Source organism: Stenotrophomonas sp. YJH_SMC_43, from assembly GCF_059372535.1.
The window spans coordinates 184,550-206,428 of sequence record NZ_JCAFVQ010000004.1; the positions used below are offsets into that span (position 1 = coordinate 184,550).

The 21,879-nt window shown below is 67.8% G+C and carries 19 protein-coding genes; 4 read left to right on the plus strand and 15 right to left on the minus strand.

Annotation, left to right across the window (positions count from 1 at the left end; translation table 11 throughout):
- Positions 1-6: 6 nt before the first annotated feature.
- Positions 7-1,302, plus strand: a complete 1,296-nt coding sequence (locus tag AC5QAH_RS17895) for a heme biosynthesis HemY N-terminal domain-containing protein (RefSeq protein ID WP_049454270.1) — start codon at positions 7-9, stop codon at positions 1,300-1,302.
- A gap of 118 nt (positions 1,303-1,420) precedes the next feature.
- Here AC5QAH_RS17895 and AC5QAH_RS17900 read toward each other — a convergent pair whose 3' ends face one another.
- Positions 1,421-2,716 (minus strand): acetyl-CoA C-acetyltransferase, encoded by a 1,296-nt coding sequence (locus AC5QAH_RS17900; RefSeq protein ID WP_029550824.1) that lies wholly within the window; start codon positions 2,714-2,716, stop codon positions 1,421-1,423.
- 93 nt (positions 2,717-2,809) lie between these two features.
- Between AC5QAH_RS17900 and AC5QAH_RS17905 the strand changes: the two genes are divergently transcribed.
- Positions 2,810-3,697, plus strand: a complete 888-nt coding sequence (locus AC5QAH_RS17905) for a hypothetical protein (protein WP_049435410.1) — start codon at positions 2,810-2,812, stop codon at positions 3,695-3,697.
- Between the two features lie 114 nt (positions 3,698-3,811).
- Here AC5QAH_RS17905 and AC5QAH_RS17910 read toward each other — a convergent pair whose 3' ends face one another.
- The 11 genes from AC5QAH_RS17910 to glnA all read right to left on the minus strand — a co-directional run bounded on the left by AC5QAH_RS17910 (position 3,812) and on the right by glnA (position 16,064).
- A complete protein-coding gene (locus AC5QAH_RS17910; protein WP_010487187.1) occupies positions 3,812-4,438 on the minus strand; it encodes a superoxide dismutase family protein in 627 nt (208 codons plus the stop codon).
- Positions 4,439-4,469: 31 nt separating this feature from the next.
- Positions 4,470-5,039: a superoxide dismutase family protein gene (locus AC5QAH_RS17915; RefSeq protein ID WP_010487189.1), complete on the minus strand. Its 570-nt coding sequence runs from the start codon at positions 5,037-5,039 to the stop codon at positions 4,470-4,472.
- A 93-nt stretch (positions 5,040-5,132) separates the two neighbouring features.
- Positions 5,133-6,581, minus strand: coding sequence for a nitrogen regulation protein NR(I) (ntrC, locus tag AC5QAH_RS17920; RefSeq protein ID WP_043400755.1), 1,449 nt, complete (start codon positions 6,579-6,581; stop codon positions 5,133-5,135).
- Complete coding sequence (locus AC5QAH_RS17925; protein ID WP_029380135.1) at positions 6,574-7,635, minus strand: two-component system sensor histidine kinase NtrB; 1,062 nt, start codon at positions 7,633-7,635, stop codon at positions 6,574-6,576. Before AC5QAH_RS17925 ends, ntrC begins: the two co-directional genes overlap by 8 nt.
- A 69-nt stretch (positions 7,636-7,704) precedes the next feature.
- Positions 7,705-9,750, minus strand: coding sequence for a TonB-dependent receptor (locus AC5QAH_RS17930; protein WP_049454267.1), 2,046 nt, complete (start codon positions 9,748-9,750; stop codon positions 7,705-7,707).
- Positions 9,751-9,887: 137 nt separating this feature from the next.
- The gene (locus AC5QAH_RS17935; protein ID WP_043400761.1) at positions 9,888-10,202 is read right to left on the minus strand and encodes a hypothetical protein; all 315 of its coding nucleotides are present in this window, start codon (positions 10,200-10,202) and stop codon (positions 9,888-9,890) included.
- 84 nt (positions 10,203-10,286) lie between these two features.
- Positions 10,287-11,462, minus strand: coding sequence for a murein transglycosylase A (gene mltA / locus AC5QAH_RS17940; protein WP_049454360.1), 1,176 nt, complete (start codon positions 11,460-11,462; stop codon positions 10,287-10,289).
- 67 nt (positions 11,463-11,529) lie between these two features.
- On the minus strand, positions 11,530-12,276 hold the full coding sequence (locus AC5QAH_RS17945) for an N-acetylmuramoyl-L-alanine amidase (protein ID WP_049454265.1): 747 nt from the start codon (positions 12,274-12,276) through the stop codon (positions 11,530-11,532).
- A gap of 245 nt (positions 12,277-12,521) precedes the next feature.
- Positions 12,522-13,949, minus strand: coding sequence for an ammonium transporter (amt, locus tag AC5QAH_RS17950; RefSeq protein WP_043400789.1), 1,428 nt, complete (start codon positions 13,947-13,949; stop codon positions 12,522-12,524).
- Positions 13,950-13,970: 21 nt separating this feature from the next.
- Entirely contained in the window at positions 13,971-14,309 is a 339-nt protein-coding gene (locus AC5QAH_RS17955) for a P-II family nitrogen regulator (protein ID WP_004134334.1), read from the minus strand.
- A gap of 345 nt (positions 14,310-14,654) precedes the next feature.
- On the minus strand, positions 14,655-16,064 hold the full coding sequence (glnA, locus tag AC5QAH_RS17960) for a type I glutamate--ammonia ligase (protein ID WP_010487206.1): 1,410 nt from the start codon (positions 16,062-16,064) through the stop codon (positions 14,655-14,657).
- A 224-nt stretch (positions 16,065-16,288) separates the two neighbouring features.
- Here glnA and AC5QAH_RS17965 point away from each other — a divergent pair, with 224 nt between their 5' ends.
- Together AC5QAH_RS17965 and AC5QAH_RS17970 are read left to right on the plus strand one after the other, a co-directional pair.
- Entirely contained in the window at positions 16,289-17,083 is a 795-nt protein-coding gene (locus AC5QAH_RS17965) for an undecaprenyl-diphosphate phosphatase (protein WP_049454262.1), read from the plus strand.
- A gap of 73 nt (positions 17,084-17,156) precedes the next feature.
- Positions 17,157-17,984, plus strand: a complete 828-nt coding sequence (locus AC5QAH_RS17970; protein ID WP_049454260.1) for an META domain-containing protein — start codon at positions 17,157-17,159, stop codon at positions 17,982-17,984.
- Between the two features lie 129 nt (positions 17,985-18,113).
- Here AC5QAH_RS17970 and AC5QAH_RS17975 read toward each other — a convergent pair whose 3' ends face one another.
- Genes AC5QAH_RS17975 through AC5QAH_RS17985 form a run of 3 tightly spaced genes read right to left on the minus strand, consistent with a single transcriptional unit; the run spans position 18,114 to position 21,851 of the window.
- Positions 18,114-18,725, minus strand: a complete 612-nt coding sequence (locus AC5QAH_RS17975; RefSeq protein ID WP_049454258.1) for a YbhB/YbcL family Raf kinase inhibitor-like protein — start codon at positions 18,723-18,725, stop codon at positions 18,114-18,116.
- Positions 18,726-18,735: 10 nt separating this feature from the next.
- Entirely contained in the window at positions 18,736-20,805 is a 2,070-nt protein-coding gene (locus tag AC5QAH_RS17980) for a tetratricopeptide repeat protein (protein ID WP_262088579.1), read from the minus strand.
- A gap of 56 nt (positions 20,806-20,861) precedes the next feature.
- Complete coding sequence (locus AC5QAH_RS17985; RefSeq protein WP_029380138.1) at positions 20,862-21,851, minus strand: YheT family hydrolase; 990 nt, start codon at positions 21,849-21,851, stop codon at positions 20,862-20,864.
- Positions 21,852-21,879: the final 28 nt, after the last annotated feature.

Sequence of the window (21,879 nt, forward strand, 5' to 3'; positions counted from 1 at the left end):
TCCCACATGAAACCCCTGCAATCCCTGGTCGTGCTGTTGCTGGCCGTGGCCATCGGCGTGGTTGCCGCGCAATGGCTCGGCGCCGATGACCTCAACCGCTTCGGCGAAGTGACTCTGCGCTACGGCGGCTACGACTACCACAGCAACCTGCCCAAGGTGGCGCTGCTGTCGGTGATCGCGGTGCTGGTACTGTGGCTGCTGTGGAGCCTGATCGCTGCACCGTTCCGCGCCTGGGGCCGCTACCGCCGCAAGCAGGGCCGGGTGCGCCTGATCGACGGCCTGCAGGCCTATGAGCACGGCCAGTGGCAGCGTGCCGAGAAGCTGCTGGACGGCGCCGCCAAGGATCCGGAAGTGAGCGCGGTGGCGCTGGCCAACGCCGTGCGCAGTGCGCAGGCGCGTGCCGACGGCCCCGCCGGTGAAGCGCTGCTGCAGCGCCTGGGCGAAAGCGATGCCACCCTGCAGGCGCTGCTGCGCGCCGAACAGCTGCTGGCGCGCGATCTGCCGGTGGATGCAATCAACGCATTGGACGTGGCGGCGATCCAGCCGCTGCCGCCGCGCGGCCTGTGGCTGCGCACCGAAGCACTGGCACAGGCGGGCCGCGCCCACGAGGCGTATGGCCAGCTGGGTGCACTGCGCCAGAGCAAGGTGCTGCCGGCCGACGCCAACAGCGAACTGGAAGCACGCCTGGCCGCACAGGCGCTGCTGGAAGCGGCCGACGTCAACGCGCTGGCCGCGCAGTGGGAAGCCACGCCGAAGGCGCTGCGCCCCACCCCGGACGTGGTCGGCGCGTATGCCAGCCGCGCGGTGGCCCTGAACTGGGATGAGCCGGCGCTGCTGGCGCTGGAACAGGCCCTGGACCATCGCTGGGACGACGAACTGGTGGCGCTGTATGGCCGCCTGCCGGCCGAGCGCCTGGCCACCCGCCAGAGCAACCTGGCGCGCTGGCGCAACGTGCATGACGAGTCGGCCGCGCTGCGCCTGGCACAGGGCCGCGTGGCCCTGGCCCAGCAGCAGTGGGATGCCGCCGATGCGTTCATGCATGAGGCCATCGCCGCCGGCGCTGGTGCTCCTGCGTGGGAAGCACTGGGTGAGCTGTTCGCGCAGCGTGGCGAGCACGCGCTGGCCGCGCAATGCCTGGCCAATGCGCTGCGACTGCAGCGCGGCGAGGACAGCGTGGAGCTGGTGCGCGGCATTGAAGCACCTGCACGGGCCACGGTGGAAGAGCAGCCCATCACGGTGCAGCCGCCGGTGTATGACGCCAACGAAGAGCGCGACGAATTCGGTAATCCGCGGTTGCCGTGAAGCGTGCCGACCAACGGTCGGCACTCACCAGAGCAAGAAAAAACGCCGCCCATTGGGCGACGTTTTCATGTGTGGAACCCGGTAGTCGCCAACCTTGGTTGGCGTGCGGTCGCAACAATCAGCGTTCGACGATCGCCACCACGCCCATGCCGCCGGCGGTGCAGATGGACACCAGCGCGCGGCCGCCGCCGCGTTCGGCCAGCTGCTTGGCGGCCGTAGCAATCACGCGGGCACCGGTGGCAGCGAACGGGTGGCCGGTGGCCAGCGACGAACCCAGCAGGTTGATCTTGTCCGGGTCGATGCGGCCCATCGGTGCATCCAGGCCCAGGCGGTTGCGGCAGTAATCCTCGCTCTCCCACGCACGCAGGGTGCACAGCACCTGCGCGGCGAAGGCTTCGTGGATCTCGTAGATGTCGAAGTCCTGCAGGGTCAGGCCATTGCGCTTGAGCATCTCCGGCACAGCCACGGTCGGTGCCATCAGCAGGCCTTCACCATGCACGAAATCAACGGCCGAGACGTGGGCATCACGCAGGTACGCCTGCGGTTCGTGGCCGTGTGCGCGGGCCCATTCCTCGCTGGCCAGCAGCACCGCGGCAGCGCCATCGGTGAGCGGGGTGGAATTGGCTGCGGTCAGGGTGCCGCGGCCGGAGACCTTGTCGAAGGCCGGCTTCAGCGTGGCGAGCTTTTCCAGCGAGGTATCCGGGCGCAGGATGTTGTCGCGCTCGACGCCACGGAACGGTGCGATCAGGTCGTTGAAGAAGCCACGCTCATAGGCGGCAGCCAGCTTCTTGTGCGACGACACCGCCCACTCGTCCTGCGAGTCGCGCGAGATGTTCCATTCCTTGGCCATGTCCTCGCAATGGTCACCCATGCTCTTGCCGGTGCGCGGCTCGGCCACGCCCGGGAACTCGGGCTTCAGTTCGGAGAACTTGAAGCCGGCGGTCAACGCGCGGATCTTGTCGCCGGTGCTCTTGGCACGGTTGGCGGCCAGCAGGCGCGCGCGCAGCTTCTTGCCGTAGACGATCGGCACGTCGGAGGTGGTGTCCGAACCACCGCCGATGCCCGATTCGATCTGGCCCAGCGCGATCTTGTTGGCGACGGTGATGATGCTGTCCAGCGAGGTGCCGCAGGCGCGCTGCAGGGTGATGCCCGGGGTCAGCGGCGACAGGCCGGAGGACAGCGTGGCTTCGCGGCCCAGGTTCCAGTCGCTGGAGTGCTTGATCACCGCACCCATCGCCACTTCACCCAGCTGCTGGCCGTGCAGGCCGAACCGTTCGACCAGCGCGCCCAGCGTACGGACCGACATGCCGAGGTTGCCGACATCCGAATACGCGGTGTTCTGGCGGCAGAACGGAATGCGGACGCCACCGAGGATGGCGACGGGACGAGCGTTGGGCATGGAGATACCTGGCATGGATGAGGGTGTCTGCAACATGGCCTGCACGACGGAGCAGGCATAATGGAGCCAAGTGTAGCTGCCGCCCTGTGATGGGCCAACCGTGGAACCATGAGCAAACCCGACCCCGCGATGAATGCCCTTGGCGTGCTGGCCCTGGAACTGGCCGGCGGCGAAATCCCCCGCCAGGCGGTGCTCAGCGCTGAACAGGCCGGTGAACTGGCCGATCGCGTCGGCCGCGACCTGTCCAAGCTGGTGCCGCAGGTGGCCGAGCTGGACCTGGTGTTCGCCGCCGCCCATTTCGACCCGGCCGAAGTGCTGCGCCCGGGCTGGCCGATCCATCGCCGGCTGGAAGAACTGCAGATGCGTGCACCGGGCCGCAACCAGGGCCCGCGCCTGCTGGCCTTCGGTACCGACGCCCAGGGTGACGTGCCACTGCCGTTCCAGGCCGATGCCAGCCTGGTGGGCGGTGGCCTGCGTGTGGTGCCGTTCCTGCTGACCGGCAGTGACGTGGCCACCACCAATGCGGTGGCCGAGGCGCTGGAAGAGACGCTGCTGGCCAACGGCATGGCGCATGCCGACACCGCGTTGATGGCGCAGAACACCTTCGGTGCGCGCATCGAGCACGCGCGCTATTTCACCGTGAACGACCTGGCCGCGATGATGTCGATGCAGTACGACAACCAGGGCCTGGCCGCGCTGTGGCCGCTGATCGAGACCGCGATCATGGCGCCGGGTGAGGACGAGTGGCTCAACGCCGCACCCGAGCCGCTGCTGCGCTATACCCATGGCGAAGCACGCATGGCGCTGTTCGACCCGGCCGGCTGGTGCGCGCACTACGATCATGGCAAGAACGACTGCGACCGCCTGAAGGGCATCTACGAGCAGTTCCTGATGCGCCAGCGGCAGATGGCCGCCGTGCTGGAAGCGCACGGCGTGCCGGTGTTGTTCGTGCACTGCGAGGCCGGGCAGGACGCGCGCGAGCTGCTGGCGCGCTGACAGGAAACGGGCGCCGCGTGTTGTAGAGCCGAGCGTGGGCTCGGCTCTACAGAAAGCGATGCAAAGAAAAACGCCGGCTTGCGCCGGCGTTTTCCGTTCCCAGCAGGATCGCAATTACGGGGCCTTCTGGATCACCGCACATGCCAGGCGCGCGCCGGCGTTGCCGGTCGGCTGGGTCTTGTAGTCGTCCGCGTCGGCGTGGACGATCAGGCCACGGCCGATGATGTCGAAGTCATCACCCTTGCCGATGTTGACGTTGCTCGACACCGGGCCGTCGATGGTGGCCACGCCCTTGTCGTCGGCCTTGATGTTGGGCATGTCGCCACCGTGGTGCGGATCAGCGGACACGCTGCCGTGATCCTGCTTGCCCGGGTTGAAGTGGCCACCGGCGCTCATGCCGTCCGGGGCGCTGCAGTCGCCCTTCTCGTGGATGTGGAAGCCGTGCTCGCTGCCCGGCTTCAGGCCGCTGATCTGGCCGGTCACGTGGACCTTGCCGTCAACCACCTTGAAGGTGACGCTGCCCTTGGTCTCGTTACCCTGGGTCGGTGCCAGTTCGGCGGTGGCGGTGGCATCGGTGGCCGCTGCAGCGGCCGGCGCCGGCGTTGCGGCCGGTTCGGTGGTGGCGCCGTCGGCCGGTGCGGCCGGCGGGGTTTCAGCCTGCGGCGCGGCCGGCTGCTGGCTGCAGGCCGCCAGGCCCAGTGCAGCAATGGCTGCGAACAGCGACGTGTGGATCAAACGCATGGAATCTCTCCCTGGATGATGCCTGCAGTGATCAGCGGACAACCCGGATCACGCCACAGGCGATGCGGACGCCGGCATTGCCGGCGGGCTGGCTGCGATAGTCGTCGGCGTTGGCATGCACGACCAGTGCACGTCCGGCGATATCGGTGGCGGCGCCTCCGCCAAGGGTAACGCCCTTGAGGTGGATATCGACGTTGGCGCGGCCCTGGGCGTCGGCACGCAGATTGTCCATGTCGCCCAGGTGGTGCTTGCCGGTGCCGGCGCGGCCATGCGCAGCGCCACCGGGATTGAAGTGATTGCCGGCACTGCTGGCATCCACCGCGCTGCAGTCGCCACGCTCATGGATGTGGAAGCCGGCCTGCTGCATCGGCTGCAGGCCACCGATCAGGCCGGTGATGTGGAGGCCACCGGGCTCCACCATCAGCGCGATGCGACCACTGACGATACTGGCCGAGGCCGGCGAGAGATTGGCCTCGGCCTGTTTCGCGGCGCTGACCACGGTCGGTGGTGGCGGGGTGGGCTCGGCCTTCTTCGGCGCGCTGCCACAGGCAGACAGCAGCACGGCGGCGGACAACGGCAGGATGGCAAAGGACAGACGCATCGAAGACTCCTTGCAGGTGACACTACGGACGGCATCGTCCATGAACGATCAACGGTTCGGCAAGCGGGCGCGAGGATCGCGTGCAGGGACCGTTCAATGGCCCCCGCGGCGGCGGCCAGCGCCCAGCTTGCGGGTAAGGGTATTGCGGCCCAGGCCCAGGCGGGCAGCGGCTTCGGCACGACGGCCATGGGTGATCTGGAGCGCGGCCTCCAGCAGGGCATGGTCGACCCGCTCACGCACCTGCGCGTGCAACCCTTCCACGCCTTCGGCCAGCTGACGGCGTGCCCATTCGGCCAGCAGCGCTTCCCACTGGCCGGGATCGGCACCGCTGGTGCTGCCGCGACGGCCGCGCGTGCGGTTCAGCGCGGTATCGACGTCGGCCACGCCGATGGTGTCGGCGGCGGCCAACGCCGCCATCCGCCAGCACACGTTTTCCAGTTCGCGCACGTTGCCCGGCCAGTCGTGTTCGCGCAGCGCCTGCAGTGCGGCAGCGGTCAGGCGCTTCGGCGGCGTATCCAGCTTGCGCGCGGCGGCGGCCAGGAAGGTGCTGGCCAGTTGCGCGATGTCCTCGCGGCGCTCACGCAGCGGCGGCAGCTGCAGGCGCACCACGTCCAGGCGGTGCAGCAGGTCGGCGCGGAACTTTCCCTGTGCAACCAGGCCTTCCAGATCCTGGTGGGTGGCGGCGACCACGCGCACATCGACGCGGATCAGTTCGCGGCCACCCACGCGGAAGAACTCGCCCTGCGCCAGCACGCGCAGCAGGCGCGTCTGCAGCGGCAGCGGCATGTCGCCGATCTCATCGAGGAACAGCGTGCCGCCGTCGGCCTGTTCGAAGCGGCCGATATGGCGGCGCTGCGCGCCGGTGAAGGCACCAGCCTCGTGGCCGAACAACTCGCTTTCCAGCAGCTCGGACGGGATTGCAGCGGTATTGAGCGCGACGAACGGCCCCTGCGCGCGCGGCGATTCGCGATGCAGCGCATTGGCCACCAGCTCCTTGCCGGTGCCGGTCTCGCCGGTGATCAGCACCGCCAGCGGCGCCTGCGCCAGGCGGCCGATGGCACGGAACAGCGCGCGCATCGGCGGGGTATCGCCCACCAGTTGCGGCGGTTGGTCGCTATGCGCTTCCGCCGCAGGTGTGGGCGCCGCCAGTGCCGGCGCAATTGCCGGCAGCACACGCTGCGCCAGCGCCACCGCGTCGTCCAGGTCGAACGGTTTGGACAGGAATTCATGCGCGCCACCACGGAACGCACCGGCCGTGCTGGCCACATCGGTATAGGCCGACATCACCACCACCGGCAGCTGCGGCAATGCGGCTTTCAGCTTGTCCAGCAGCACCAGGCCGTCGTCGCCGGGCATGCGCACGTCGGTGAACAGCAGCGCCGGCGGTGGGCCCTCGTTCAACGCCTGCAACGCGGGCGCAGCGCTGTCGAAATCGACGACCTGGTAGCCCGCCTCGCGCAGCGCGGTGCACAGCACGAAGCGCACGGCACGATCGTCATCGACCACCCAGATGCGCTGCGGGGACGAAGAAGACTCAGACATCGCGCGGGGCCTCCTCGGCCGGGGCGGTGCCACTGACGATCGGCAGCAGCAGGGTGAACACGGTATGGCCCGGGCGCGAGCGGTAGGTCAGCGTGCCGCGGTGCTCGCGCGCCACCTGCTGGGCCAGCGCCAGGCCCAGGCCAGTGCCTTCGGCACGGCCACTGACCAGCGGCAGGAACAGGTGCTCGGCCAGTTCCTCGGGTACACCACGGCCGTCGTCGGCAATTTCCAGGCGCAACGCCAGCGTGTGCAGCTGCTCGGCGATGCGCACGCCATGCTCCACGCGGGTACGCAGGGTGATGTTGCCGGCACCGGCCTGGATCGCGTTGCGCACCAGGTTCCACACCGCCTGGGTGAGGCGGTCGGCGTCGCCATGGAATTCGGGAATGCTGGGGTCGTAGTCGCGCTGCAGGCGTACCGCCCAGCCGGCCTCGTTCTCGGCCAGTCGCAGCACGCGCTCAAGCGCGGCATGGATGTTCAGTTCGGCATGCGGCGCGGCCGGGGCCGGCGACAGCAGCTGGTCGAGCAGGCCGTTGAGGCGCTCGATCTCCGAGCCGATCAGTTCGATCAGCTCGCGTTCGCTGGCATCGCGCTGGGCCGCGCGGCGGGCCAGCAGCTGGGCCGCGCCCTTCAGCCCGGCCAGCGGGTTGCGCAGCTCGTGGGCCAGCCCCTTCAGCGCTGCACTGAGCGCGCTGGGCAGGGCCTGGGTCGGGTCCAGCCCGGGGAATTCATCGACCGGATGCGCCTCCAGCAGCCAGCCGCCATCGTCGCGGCGGCTCATCCAGCCCTCGGCGAAGCGCGGGGCCTCGCCGGGCACCGCCAGCGCCAGCCGGTTAAGGCGCAGGCTGTCGCGTTCATCGCGGGCCAGGAAATGGGCCAGTGCCTCGCCCTGCACTTCCAGTGCGGCCAGCGGCCGACCCAACAGGCGCCGGACGCTGACGCCCAGCCAGCGGGCGAACGCCGGATTGCAGCCGGCAATGCAGCCATCGGCCCCGGCCCAGGCCAGCGGCGTGCCGAGGGCATCGAGGGACGGCGGGGGTGCGGGGTCGGACATTGCACCAATGTAGTGCAAAACGTGGGTTCGGGGTCGAGCAGGCTCGACCACTACCGGGTGCGTGGCCGATTACAGCTTCATGTTCAGGCCGACGAACACGCTGCGGCCCGGGGCAGGCGAGAACATCGGGCGGGCGCTGTCCCAGAAGAAGCTGTCGTACCAGGCGTAGGCGTACTCGCGGCCGGTGACGTTCTTCAGCTGCAGGTCCATGCTCCAGCGCGGGTTGATCTGGTACGCGGCGCTGAGGTCGAGCACGGCGAAGCCTCCGAACTTGCCGGCCGCGTTGCGCTCTTCCAGGTAGTAATCGCCCTGTGCACGCGCCTGCAGGCCCAGCCGCAGCGCATCAGTGGCGCGGTAGTCCACGCCCAGATTGCTGATGTGGCGCGGGGTGGCGGCCACTTCGCGGCCCTGCAGGGAAACGCTGGCATCGCGGTCGTCGCGGGTGATCTTCGCTTCCTGGTAGGCATGCGAGGCCCAGACCGTCCAGTCGTCGCCCATCTGCAGGCTCAGCTGCGCATCCACGCCGCGTCGGCGGGTCTTGCCCAAGGTGACCGTCGTACCGGTAGCCGGCATGTTGGATACCTCGTTCTCCGCATCCTGCTGCCACACCGCCAGGCGTGCCTGGCTGCCGGCAAACGGCTGGAATTTCAGGCCCAGCTCCGTGCCGGTGTTGGTGGACGGCTGCATCGGCGCCTGCCCCGGGGTGAGGTAGGCCGGTGCGGTGGAGCCGGTCAGTACCTGGAAGGTGCGGCCCCAGTTCGCGTAGACGTGGGTGGTCTGGCCCAGGCTGTGGATGACGCTCAGCTTGGGCTGGCCGATCGTGCCGTAGTCCTGCAGGCGGGCGCTGATCCCGCTCATCAGGTGCGTGCTACCACTGAAGCGGTCGATACGGTAGGCCGGCACGATCTTCCACGCCTCGCCGGGCTGGTAGATGGCCTGCACGTAGGCACCCCAGTTGTCGAAGCTGTGGCGGTCGTTGTTCTGCACGCGCGCCGGTGCCTGGCTGAAATCGGTGGGTTCGGCGTAGGCGTAGCGCTCGCGGACGTAGCCGTTGTCCTGCTGCTCGTAGTTCAGGCCGCCTTCGACGGTAAGCGAGGGGCTGGCCTGCCAGGTGAGCGTGCTGAGCAGGCCGGTCTGGCGCTCATCCCACACGCGGCGCTGGCGCGGCAGGTTGCCGGTGGGCAGGTCGCTGAATGTCACGCGGCGGTCGTCTTCGTAGCGGTTGTAGTACAGCCGCGTGCCGAAGGTGAGCGCGTCGGACAGCTTCAGGTCCACGTGCGCGGCGATCTGCCGCATGTCGCGGTCATCGCCATCGTTGCCGTTGCGCAGGTCGCTGCCACGTCGATGCGTGCGCAGTTCGTCGGCCGTCATGAAGCCGGGTTCGTCCGCTTCGTGGTGGTAGGCGCGCGCGCTCAGGCCCACGCGCAGGCCGTCGTCCAGCGACCCGTAGAACCATTTGCCACCCAGCGAATACTTCTTCGAGGTGTCGTGGTCGCGGTACCCATCGCTGGCCTGGGTGCCGACGAAGTAGTTCTGCGCGAAGCCATTGCTTTCGCGGCCGATCGCCAGCTGCGCATCGCGGGTGTTGTAGCTGCCGTAGGCCAGCCGCGCATCGGTGTAGTCGCCGCCCTGGCGCGTACCGAAGTTCACGTTGCCGCCGATGTTGTGCAGGCCGTAGCGCGGGTCGTTGGTTCCGCGCACCACTTCGATGTAGCTGATCTCCAGCGGGAACAGCATGTCGATGAAGCGCTGGTTGCCGCTGTTGACGTTGCTGGGGATGCCGTCGATGAGGGTCTTGATGGCGTTGAGGTAGCCCTCGCCGTTGAAGGCGCGGAAGCTGACCTTGCCCGATTCGGCCCCCTGCCGGGTTTCGGTGAGCTGGATGCCGGGCATCTGCCCCAGCAGTTCCCAGCTGTGCGAGACGTTGCGGTCTTCGATCTGGTCCGCGCCCAGCACGTCCACCGAGGTCAGCACCTGGTGTGCGCTGAGCTGGCCTTCGCCATGCTGGTGCACCTGCACCTTGCCGAGGGTGAGCGCGGCATCGGCGGACTGTGCGAAAGCTTCAGGGGCGAACGGAGCGGCCGCGAGGGCGGCCACCAGCGTGGAGGTCTTCATGGGGGGGAAGGGCGCGGATGAAATGTAATCATATAACATTTCACGCGCCTGCCATGTAGAGTCCAGCCATGCTCGGCGGCTACTGGCAAACAGCAGTCGAGCATGGCTCGACTCTACACAGCGGGGTGGAGCGGTGCTTACACCGGGTAGCCGGTGGCTTCCCTGGCCTTCTTCCAGGCGCTTTCGAATTCGCGCGCGGAGATTTCGTCGTCCTCGTCGAAATCCAGGAACGACACCGGCTGCTCGGCCAGCAGGAAGCGGTCGTCGCTGTGGGCATGCTCGTCGGCCCAGACCATCTTGGTGCCGTAGATTTCCACCTGGCGCACGATCTTCTCGCCGCGTGCTTCCATCAGCACGTTGCCCTTGCCCAGGCCCGATTCGGCCCAGTGCTTGTAGTACTTCTTTGCGGCGGATTTCGCGCCGGATCTTGCGTTGTGCTTTGCGTAGGTCATTGCGGAGGTCCTGGCCGCAGACGCGGCCGGAAAGTTCGGAATGGCGCCATTATCGCCCGACCTTGCAGCACGCAGGTGAGCGCTTCATTGGGCCGGCGCCGGCAACGCCACGCCCTTCGGCCACAGCATCCAGATGTTGCCCTTCTGCTTCATGTCACCGGCCAGCTTGCCGGCGGCATCGCCGCTGCCCCAGTACAGGTCGGCGCGCACTTCACCGGCGATGGCACCGCCGGTGTCCTGCGCGGCCACCGGGCGCACCACCGGGCTGCCGTCCGGGCGCGTGGTGGACAGCCACAGCAGGCTGCCCAGCGGCACCACGGTGCGGTCCACTGCCACGCTGTAACCGGCGGTGAGCGGCACGTTCAGTGAACCGCGTGGACCTTCCGGGCTGTCCGGGTTGCGCACGAAAAACACGTAGCTGGGATTGCTGCGCAGCAGTTCCGGCACGCGTGCGGGATTGGCTCGGGCCCAGGTGCGGATGGCGTCCATGGTGACGTCTTCCTTCTTCAGCTGGCCCTGGTCCACCAGCCAGCGACCGATGGCGCGGTACGGGTGGCCATTCTGTTCTGCATAGGCCAGCCGCACCTGCGTGCCATCGCCCAGTCGCACCCGGCCGGATCCCTGGATCTGCAGCAGCTGCAGGTCCATCGGATCAGTCAGCCAGGCCAGCACCGGCGCCTTGGCGCCCTTGGCCGCGATGGTACCGGCGTCGTCATAGGGCTTGAGCACCTTGCCTTCGACGCGCCCGCGCAAACGCTTGCCCTTCAGTTCCGGGTAGAGGCTCTCCAGCTGCACCACCACCAGATCATCCGGCGTGCCGTACACCGGCACCGTGGCAGTGGCCGTGCGGGTGAGGCTGCCGGGATAGATCGGTTCGTAGTAGCCGGTAATGAGCCCGTCGGCCTGGTGGCCGCCGGCACGCAGTGCATAGACATCCAAATCGCGCTGCAGGAACTGGCGGATCGCGGCCGGGTCCTTGTCCGCCACCGTCGCGGCGGTGGCGCAGGGTCTGGCCCAGACTGCATCGTTCTTCAGGCGGGTGCAGCTGCTGCGCCAGGCAACGAAGCCGGCCTGCAGATCGCTGTCGGAGACCGGCGGCAGTGCGCTCCATGCGACCTTGGCGTAGGTGGCCGCCGGCGGTGTGACGGCCGTCGGCACTTCGGATCCGGTGCGGGGGGCGGTGGTGGAGCAGCCGGCGAGCACGGCCGCTGCCAGCAGGATGCAGTGCTTGCGCTTGAAGAAGGTGGCGGAATCGATCATGCCGCCATGGTGGAGTGCCGGCCGCTGGGCGGCAACCCAGCGCGGGGTCAAGCGTTCATGCGCGGGGTCACGGCATCTGCAGCAGCAGCGAATGCAGGATGCGGGCGTCCTCGGCATCCAGCGTCTTCGGCAGGTCGTCGCGGCCACGGAAACGGCGATGGAAGGCGGCGACGGTGGCCTCGCGGTTGTCCAGCGGATAGCCGAAGCGGGCCAGCGCATTCCACGCATCGAAGCCTTCCGGTGCGGCACCATCGGCGGCGCGCGGCCACGCCCCGAAGCCGGCTTCGGCCAGCTGCTGCCACGGGAAGAAGCGGCTCGGATCCTGCTTGCGCGTCGGTGCCAGGTCGGCGTGGGCGATCACCTGGCGCGGCGGGATGTTCAGGCGCGTGGTGAGGTCACGCAGCAGCACGATCAGCGATTCGATCTGCGCCGCACTGAACGGGCTGCGGCCATCGTTGTCGAGTTCGATGCCGATCGAGGCCGAATTGAGATCGGTGATGGTGCCCCAGCGTCCGGCCCCCGCATGCCAGGCGCGGCGCACATCGGCCACCAGCTGGTAGCGATGGCCATCGGCGCCGATCAGGTAGTGCGCGCTGACCGGTCCACCACTGTTGGCCGTGCGCAGCGTGTGCAGGCTCTGCTGCACCGATTTCTGCTCGGTGTGGTGGATGACGATGATGACCGGCGTGCGCGCGTTCTGGTTGGGCGACGGCACCCAGGTGGCGAGCGGGTTGTGCGTCTCCCGTGGCGCGGAGGCACAGGCGGCCAGCAACAGGCAGGCCGAGAGCATGAAGGCAGTGCGGATCGGGCGCATGGCCTGATTGTGCGTGATCGGGCGCGATGATGCATGCCGCCGTGCCGAGCAAGCTTGGCACCCACCAGAGAGGATGCGGTAGATCCACGCCATGCGTGGATGGGCTACCGGCTGTGCCGACCAACGGTCGGCACCCACCAGAGCAGACCCAGACCCCGTGCCAAGCAAGCTTGGCACCTACCAGAACGAGGACAGTGGAAGTGCCGACCAACGGTCGGCACCCACCCCGTCCATGCACCGCTACTTCAGGCCTCGTAGGCCGATTCGCCGTGCGAGGTCACATCCAGGCCGGTGCGCTCTGCCTCTTCGGTCACGCGCAGGCCGACCACGACCTTGACCACCAGCAGGATGACCGCGGTCACCACGGCCGACCACACCACGGTGAGACCGACACTGACCACCTGCACCCAGACCTGGTGCGCGATATCCAGATCGGCCTTGGTGCCACCCAGCGACTGTGCACTGAACACGCCGGTAAGGATCGCGCCGACGATGCCGCCGACGCCATGCACACCGAACACGTCGGCGGTGTCGTCCACCTTCAGCAGGCGCTTGAGGCCGGTCACGCCCCACACGCAGACCACGCCGGCGACGAAGCCGATGACGATCGCGCCGAGCGGACCGACGGTGCCGCAGGCCGGGGTGATGCCGACCAGGCCGGCCACCGCGCCCGAGGCGGCGCCCAGTGCCGACGGCTTGCCCTTGCTGATCGCTTCCACCAGCGTCCAGCCGAGTACAGCCGCAGCCGTGGCCAGCACGGTGTTGAGGAAGGCCAGTGAAGCTACGGTATCGGCCGCGGCGGCGGAGCCGGCGTTGAAGCCGAACCAACCCACCCACAGCAGCATCGCGCCGATATAGGTGAACGGCACGTTGTGCGGCTTCAGCGCGGTCTGGCCATAGCCCAGGCGCTTGCCGACGAACCATGCGGCCACCAGGCCGGCAACGCCTGCGTTGATGTGGACCACGGTGCCACCGGCGAAATCGATCGCGCCCATCTCACCCAGGTAGCCGCCCCCCCAGACGATGTGCGCCATCGGGATGTAGCTGAGGGTGAACCACAGCGCCGAGAACAGCAGCACCGCACGGAACTTGATGCGTTCGGCGAAGGCACCGACGATCAGCGCAGTGGTGATGCCCGCGAAGGTCGACTGGAAGGCGACGAACAGGTAATCCGGCAGGCCCTTGATCGGCGTGTTGCCGACCGACTCCGGAGTGAAGCCCTTGAGGAAGGCGAATTCGGTGAACGAGCCGAAGAATGGGTTGCCGGCGCTGAATACCGCACTGTAGCCGTACGCCACCCACAGCAGCAGCACCAGCGAGAACACCACCAGGATCTGGCTGAGTACCGACAGCACGTTCTTCGAACGCACCAGGCCGCCGTAGAACAGGGCAAGGCCCGGCACCACCATCAGCAGCACCAGCAGGGTGGAAGTGAGCATCCAGGCCACGTCACCGTGGTCGAACGCCGGGGCCGTTGCTTCGGCAGCGGCAGGTGCTGCGGCCACCGGGGCCTGCAACGGTTCAACCGCTACGGTTTCGCTCGGCAGCGGCGACACCTGTGCCTGGGCATGGGCGCTGCCCGGCCACGCACCGGCGGCGAACGCGCTGAGCAGCATCAACAGCCACACGACATGGAACCGGGCTTGCCACCCGGTGAGAAGGCGCATCTTCATGGGGGAGTCTCCGGAAGGGGGTTACAGCGCGTCGGCACCGATTTCGCCGGTGCGGATGCGGATGACCTGTTCGACGGCGGTGACGAAGATCTTGCCGTCACCGATCTTGCCGGTGCCTGCCGACGACTGGATCGCTTCGATCACCGCGTCGGCACGCTCGTCGGTGACCACGGTTTCGATCTTGATCTTGGGCAGGAAATCGACGACGTACTCGGCGCCGCGATACAGCTCGGTGTGGCCCTTCTGGCGACCGAAGCCTTTCACTTCGGTCACGGTGATGCCCGACACGCCTGCGTCGGACAGGGCCTCGCGGACCTCGTCGAGCTTGAACGGCCGGATGATGGCGGAGATCAGTTTCATGCGCATGTCCCGATGGTGGATGGGGCCAGCGCGCAGACGCGCGTTGGCATCAGGCAACCCGCGGCCATCAGATGATGGCCGTGGCTGTTGCACCGGACACATACAGGGCCGGGACGGCCGTGCCTCTCTCCTTGCACGACCGACGCGGGAGGGAGGGCGGCCCTGGTCGCGTATCCGGTCTTTCTCTTGCCCCTGGATAAGCGGGCCAAAGGCCCGCGTTCCAATGCAGCGGACCGACAGTCCGCTCTACAACGGCGGGCCTGCGCCCGCCTTGCGGCTCCCCAGCCGCGAGAACGGAAGCGATGGCGGCGGGTGGGAGGGGAAGCCCACCGCCATCGCATCCGGTCAGCTGGCGTAGTACAGCTGGTATTCCAGCGGGTGGGTGGCCGCGCGGAACTTGGTCACTTCCTGCATCTTCAGCGCGATGTAGCCGTCGATGAAGTCATCGCTCATCACGCCACCGGCCTTCAGGAACTCGCGGTCCTTGTCCAGCGCTTCCAGCGCCTGGTCCAGCGAGGAGCAGACCTGCGGGATCAGCTTCTCTTCTTCCGGCGGCAGGTCGTACAGGTCCTTGTCGCTCGGTGCGCCCGGGTCGATCTGGTTCTTGATGCCGTCCAGGCCGGCCATCATCAGCGCGGTGAAGGTCAGGTAGCCGGACTGGATCGGATCCGGGAAGCGCATTTCGATGCGGCGCGCCTTCGGGTTGGAGACCCACGGAATGCGGCACGAGGCCGAACGGTTGCGGGCCGAGTAGGCCAGCATCACCGGCGCTTCGAAGCCCGGCACCAGGCGCTTGTAGCTGTTGGTGCCCGAGTTGGCGAAGGCATTGATGGCCTTGGCGTGCTTGAAGATGCCGCCGATGTACCACAGCGCCAGCTGGCTCAGGCCACCGTAGCCGTCACCGGAGAACAGGTTGGTGCCGCCCTTGGACAGCGACTGGTGCACGTGCATGCCGCTGCCGTTGTCGCCGACGATCGGCTTGGGCATGAAGGTGACGGTCTTGCCATTGCGGTGCGCGACGTTCTTGATGACGTACTTCATGCGCAGCAGTTCGTCGGCCTTCTGCACCAGGGTGCTGAACTTGGTGCCGATCTCGCACTGGCCTGCGGTGGCCACTTCGTGGTGCTGCACTTCCACTTCGATGCCGACCTGTTCCAGGGTCTTGCACATCTCGGCGCGCAGGTCGTGCAGGGTGTCGGTCGGCGGCACGGGGAAGTAGCCACCCTTCACGCCCGGACGGTAGCCGCTGTTGGCGCCGTCGTACTTGGCACCGCTGTTCCAGGCGGCTTCTTCGGAATCGACCTTGAAGAAGGTATTGCCCATTTCATTGGCGAAACGGACCGAGTCGAAGATGAAGAATTCCGGCTCCGGGCCGAAGAACGCGGTTTCGGCGATGCCGGAGGACTTCAGGTAAGCCTCGGCGCGCTTGGCGATGCCGCGCGGGCAACGACCATACGGCTGCATGGTGGCCGGGTCCAGGATGTCGCAGCTGATCACGATGGTCGGATCGGCGTAGAACGGGTCGACGTAGGCGCTGGCAGTATCCGGCAGCAGCACCATGTCCGACTCGTTGATGCCCTTCCAGCCGGCGATCGAGCTGCCGTCGAACATCTTGCCTTCTTCGAACAGCGACGGCTCGATGATGCTGACCGGGAAGGTCACGTGCTGCTCGACACCACGCATGTCGACAAAGCGCAGATCGACGAACTCGATCTGGTTGTCCTTGATCAGCTTCTCAACGTTTTCCACGGACATCGGTACGACCTCGGATGGGGATGAATGCCTGCTGAGGTAGAGCAACGACCGTGCCAACTTTTCGCAGGCTGCAAGTCATTGATTTCAAAAAGGGTGCTCTGGACCGGTGCAAATCGGTGCGCACCAATTGGGTGCATCCAGCACCAGACGCACCCGTTTGGTGCAGCAGGGATCGTCTATCCTCTCGACCTTCTTCCTTCCTGCCGCGCGTGCCCGCACTGTCCATGTCCGACCTGCTCTCCGCCCTGCTGCTGGGCATCCTCGAAGGCTTGACCGAATTCCTGCCGATCTCCAGCACCGGCCACCTGCTCATCGCCCAGCACTGGCTGGGTGCCCGCTCGGACTTCTTCAACATCGTCATCCAGGCCGGCGCGATCGTGGCCGTGGTGCTGGTGTTCCGCCAGCGCCTGCTGCAGCTGGCCACCGGCTTGAACCAGCGCGAGAACCGCGAGTACGTGTTCAAGCTGGGCGCGGCCTTCCTGGTCACCGCCGTGGTCGGCCTGGTGGTGCGCAAGGCCGGCTGGTCGCTGCCGGAGACGGTCAGCCCGGTGGCCTGGGCACTGATCATCGGTGGCCTCTGGATGCTGCTGGTGGAGGCCTATACCGCGCGCCTGCCCGACCGCGACCAGGTGACCTGGACAGTGGCGATCGGTGTGGGCCTGGCGCAGGTGGTGGCCGGCGTGTTCCCCGGCACCTCGCGCTCGGCCTCGGCGATCTTCCTGGCCATGCTGCTAGGCCTGAGCCGCCGCGCCGCCGCCGCCGAGTTCGTGTTCCTGGTCGGCATTCCCACCATGTTCGCCGCCAGCGCCTACACCTTCCTGGAGATGGCCAAGGCCGGGCAGCTGGGCAGCGAGAACTGGGCCGACGTGGGCGTGGCCTTCCTTGCCGCGGCCGTCACCGGCTTCGTCGTAGTGAAGTGGCTGATGGGCTACATCAAGTCGCACCGGTTCACCGCCTTCGCCATTTACCGCATCGCGCTGGGCGCGGCGCTGCTGCTGTGGTTGCCGTCCGGCAGCTGAACAGCGCCGGGGCACGGTAACCCCGATGCCGGCCCCACCCCGTTTCCCCCACGGTTCCCCAAGGAGAATCACCATGAACCGCAAGCTCACCCTGCTCCTCCCGCTGGCCCTGATGGCCGCCTGCAGCCAGACCCCGGCCCCGGCCGGCACCGGCGGCGACGACGTGGCCCCGGCCGCGGCAAAGGCAGCAGACCAGCAGACGCTGGCGCACCTGGACGCGCAGCGCCTGCAGAGCCAGCACTGGCGGCTGCAGCAGGCCACCGCCGCCGACGGCAAGCGCATCGACGCGCTGTTCGCCCGCGAAGACAAGCCGGTCACCCTGGACTTCGCTGATGGCCGCCTGTCGGTCAGCAACGCCTGCAACCACATGGGTGGCGGCTACACACTGGCCGACGGCAAGCTGACGGTCAGTGCGATGGCCTCGACCATGATGGCCTGCACCGACAAGGCGCTGATGGCGCTGGACGAGGCCGTGTCGAGCCGCCTGCAGGGCGAGCTGAAGGCCGAGCAGGATGCCGATGGCAAGCTGACCCTGACCACCGCCAAGGGCGACGTGCTGGTGTTCAACCCGGAACCGACCGCTGAAACCCGCTATGGCGGCGCCGGCGAAACCGTGTTCCTGGAAGTGGCCGCGAAGACCGAGAAGTGCTCGCACCCGCTGATCCCGGACTACCAGTGCCTGCAGGTGCGTGAGGTCAAGTTCGACGACAAGGGCCTGAAGCAGGGTGAGCCGGGCAAGTTCGAGAACTTCTACGGCAACATCGAGGGCTACACCCACGAAGACGGCGTGCGCAACGTGGTGCGCGTGAAGCGCTACGAAGTGAAGAACCCGCCGGCTGATGCGCCGTCGCAGGCGTACGTGCTGGACATGGTGGTCGAGTCGGCCATCGAGAAGAAGTAAAACGACAGAAGGGCGGCCGAAAGGCCGCCCTTCTTCATTGTGCGTTGTAGAGCCGAGCTCATGCTCGGCTGCTGTCTATCGGGAAAAGCAGCCGAGCATGGGCTCGGCTCTACAACGCACATTGCCCGCTCAGGCCAATGCGGGGTTCAAGGTGTAGGTACCGTGCAGCGTCGCTTCGGCCAGCACGTGGCCGTGCATGGCGCGATACGCGTCTGCGGCGGTGAAGCGTGCCGGAAGCTCCAACGAGGCCACGTCCAGCGCAAACACGCGGAAGAAGTAGCGGTGCACGCGTTCGTCGTTGAACGGCGGATACGGGCCGTCGTAGCCCAGATAGTCACCGGCCATGTCCGGATTGCCGGCAAACCAGCCGGTGAAGTCGTTCAGGCCCTGGCGGCTGCCGGCCGGGCCCGCCGGTGCGGTCTTGCCCTTCACCACGAAGCCATCGCTGCAGCTGCCGGCGGCGATCTCCTGCACCGAGGCCGGGATATCGGCCATCACCCAATGCACGAAGTCGCAGCGCGGCTGGTCGCGCGGCACGGTCATGTCGCTGCGGCCGACCATTTCCGCAACGGTCGGCACATCCGGGTCCACGCACACCAGCAGGAACGAACGCGTGCCTTCCGGCGCGCCGTTCCAGGCCAGGTGAGGGTTGCGGTCCGGCGCGAAGCCGGCGGCATCGCCGGCGGCGAACTCGCGGTCGATCGGCGCGCCGTTGGTCAGGCTGTGGCTGCTCAGTTGCATCGGCTTCTCCTTACTCTTCCGGGTAACCCAGGCGCACCGCAATCGGGGTGAGCTTGGCAAAGGCGGCGCTCATCACGTCGCGATAGTTGCGCCAGTGGCCCGGCGGGAAGCGCGGTGCGCCCAGCTGTGCGGCCGGCGGCATCTGCCGCTCGAACAGGCGTCCCAGCAGCTCGGCCATCGCATGCGGATCGTTGCCGATCTGGTCGATGCGCAGCAGCACGTGCGGGTACAGATCTTCCTCGTGCAGGGTGGCAACCTGCGCCAGCGCGCGTGCCAGCCATTCGCTGGCTTCAGCCAGCGAGGTCATCGCCAGCGGTGCGGCGGCGCCGTAGGCCACCCAGTCCAGCAGCATGTCGCGCGGATCACGCAGCACCAGCACCAGGCGCCCCTGTGGCAGCTGCGGGCGCAGCGCCCACAGCAGTGCATTGTCCCACCACAGCAGCCAGTCGATGACGGCATCACCCTGCACGCCGCGCACGGGCAGCTGCTCGCGCCAGCGCTGCACCAGGCGCTCCGGGGTCAGCACGCCGGAGGCGAGGTCCTGCAGCGTGTGGTAGTTCTGGAATGCATCATCCGGCGGATTGCTGGTGTAACGGTCGCTGCGCAGCACCGGGCTGGCGGCGGCCAGGCCGGTCGCAACCCGCTCCACGCCCGAACCCGGCGCGCCCCACAGGAAGATCGGCGCGGAGCTGGCATCAGCGTCGATCTCGCCCTTGTCCGGCCAGCTCGGCGGCGCCTTGGCCTGCGGCGGCAGCGGCAGGCGCTGCGGCGCCTGGTCGGCCTGCAGCGCCATCCACGTCTGCAACGCCTGTTCCGGCTGGCCAGCGCGATCCTGGATTTCACCCAGCCAGGTACGCAGGTCGGCGCGATGGCCGTCCGGCGCCCTGTCGATCAGCGCCTGCACGCGGGCGATCGCGGCGACCGGATCACGCTGCAACAGGCCTTCAACCAGGCGGGTTTCGCCGCTGACGCGGCCCGGTTCGAGGCTGACGATACGCCCGGCAATGGCTTCAGCCTGTTCGTGTTCGCCCACCATGTCATGCAGGCGCAGGCGCGCTTCCAGGGCCGGCAGATGACCCGGCATCGCGTCCATCCAGCGTTCCACGGTCGCGGCGGCGGTCGGGCTGCCCACTTCTTCCACGGCCAGGCGCGCCAGCCACAGGTCGTGCAGCTGCGGGTGCTGCTCCAGGGCAGCGTCCAGGCGCGCGCGCGCCTCGTCTTCGCGGCCCAGGCGCTGCCAGGACATCAGCAGCAGCTGCAGCACCTGGCGGTCGTCGGGGATCGATTCCAGCAACGGCAGCAGGTGGTCCAGCGCCTGCAGCGGCTGGCCACCACGCAGCGACAGTTCACCGGCCAGGCGGCGCATCGACGGCGTATCCATGCCTTCCTGCTGCAGGGCGATCTGCATCGCTTCGGCAGCCGCCTCCAGGTTGCCCTGGCGCAGCGCCAGCTGCACCACCAGGCCATGCAGCGAGCTGATGGCCGGGTTCAGTTCCAGCACGCGGCGGAACGCCTGCTCGGCGAAGGCCAGCATGTCCTTGCCCAGATAGGCGAAGCCGAGTGCGTACAGCACGCGGGTGTCGTTGGGCTGCGCCTGGTTGGCCGCCGACAGCAGCGTCAGCGCACGATCCGGATCGTCACGGCGCAGCGCGATCATGCCGTCGATGGTCAGCAGTTCCGGGTGATCCGGCTCAACGCGCGAGGCCAGCGTGGACAGGCGCTGGGCTTCATCGAAGTCGTTGCGGCCGATCGCCAGGTGCGCCTGCATCAGGTAGGCGGAGAAGGAGTTCGGGTCGAGCCCGGTGGTGCGCGCCAGCGCTTCGTCGGCGCCTTCGTACTGGCGCAGGGCCAGCAGCAGGCCAGCATGCTGCAGGTGCAGCTGGGCGTCGTCCGGTGCCAGCTGCAACGCCTGCTGCAGGGCTTCCATGGCATCTTCGGCCTTGCCCTGCTGCTGCAGCGCAAGCGCCAGCCAGCGGTGGGCGCCGGCCTGGCCGGGTTCATCACGGGTCCATGCCTGGGCCAGCTGCACGGCCTGGTCAGCCTGGTTCTGGCGCAACGCTTGGATGATCTGGTCTTGCATGGCGGTCCGGTTCAAGTGCAAACCCGCATTGTAGCGGTCCACGCACCGGTGCCGGTTCAGCCCGCCAGCACCCGCTGCAGGCGCTGCGCCACCCAGCGCTCGGAGAAGCCGTCACCCCGCCAGTTTTCCAGGAAGCCGCAGTGGCCTCCCCAGCAGGCGGTTTCCAGGTGCGCCTGGCGCGGCAGCTGCCAATCGCTGAAGGTCGCGTACGGGATCACCGGGTCGTCCTGCGCCATCAGGATGTCGGCCGGCACCTGCAGGGTGGACAGGCGGTCACCGGCAATCGAGTAGCCATCGAAATAGGCCTGCAGCGAGCCGAAGGTGGTGTGCCGTTCGACCAGCCAGGCGGTCAGTGCACGGATGTCCAGTTTCAGCACGCGGTCGTCGCAGTCGCTCAGCTCGGGGAACAGATCGCGCTTGCGGCGCAGCGAGCCGGCCCACTTGCGGCGGAAGTACCAGTCGTACATCGCCGGGCCGTTCTCGATGTTCTCCATGGTCAACGCCGGATCCAGCACCGGGCACACCGAGGCCACGCGCAGCAGCGGCACGCCGGCGGCCGGTGCACGCAGAGCCAGGCGCAGCACGAAGTTGCCACCCAGCGAATAGCCGGCGGCCACCAGCGGCAGCTGCGGCCAGCGCTGGGCGATGTCGCCTGCGGCGTGCACCACTTCATCGATGAGATTGGAGTGGAAGATGCCGGGATTGAGATGATGGGTGTTGCCGTGGTCGCGGAAGTTCAGCCGCACCACGTCGAAACCCTGCTCGATCATGCGCGCGGCGGCCATGCGCATGTAACTGGATTCGGCACTGCCTTCCCAGCCATGCAGCAGCAGCGCGACACCCTTCGGCTCGCGGCCTTCGACATGACTGTGCCAGCCCTGCAGGCGCACGCCATCACCGCCATCGAGGATCAGCTCTTCGCTGACTGCACCGGTGGCCGCCAGCAGCAGCAGGCCGCGCTGCAGGCGCATGCGGCTGGAACTGAGCATCGACTGCAGGTGCGGATTGCGCAGCCAACGCGGCGGCTGATAGTCAGCCGCATGCAGCGTCGGCGTACCGGCGTCCAGGACAGGT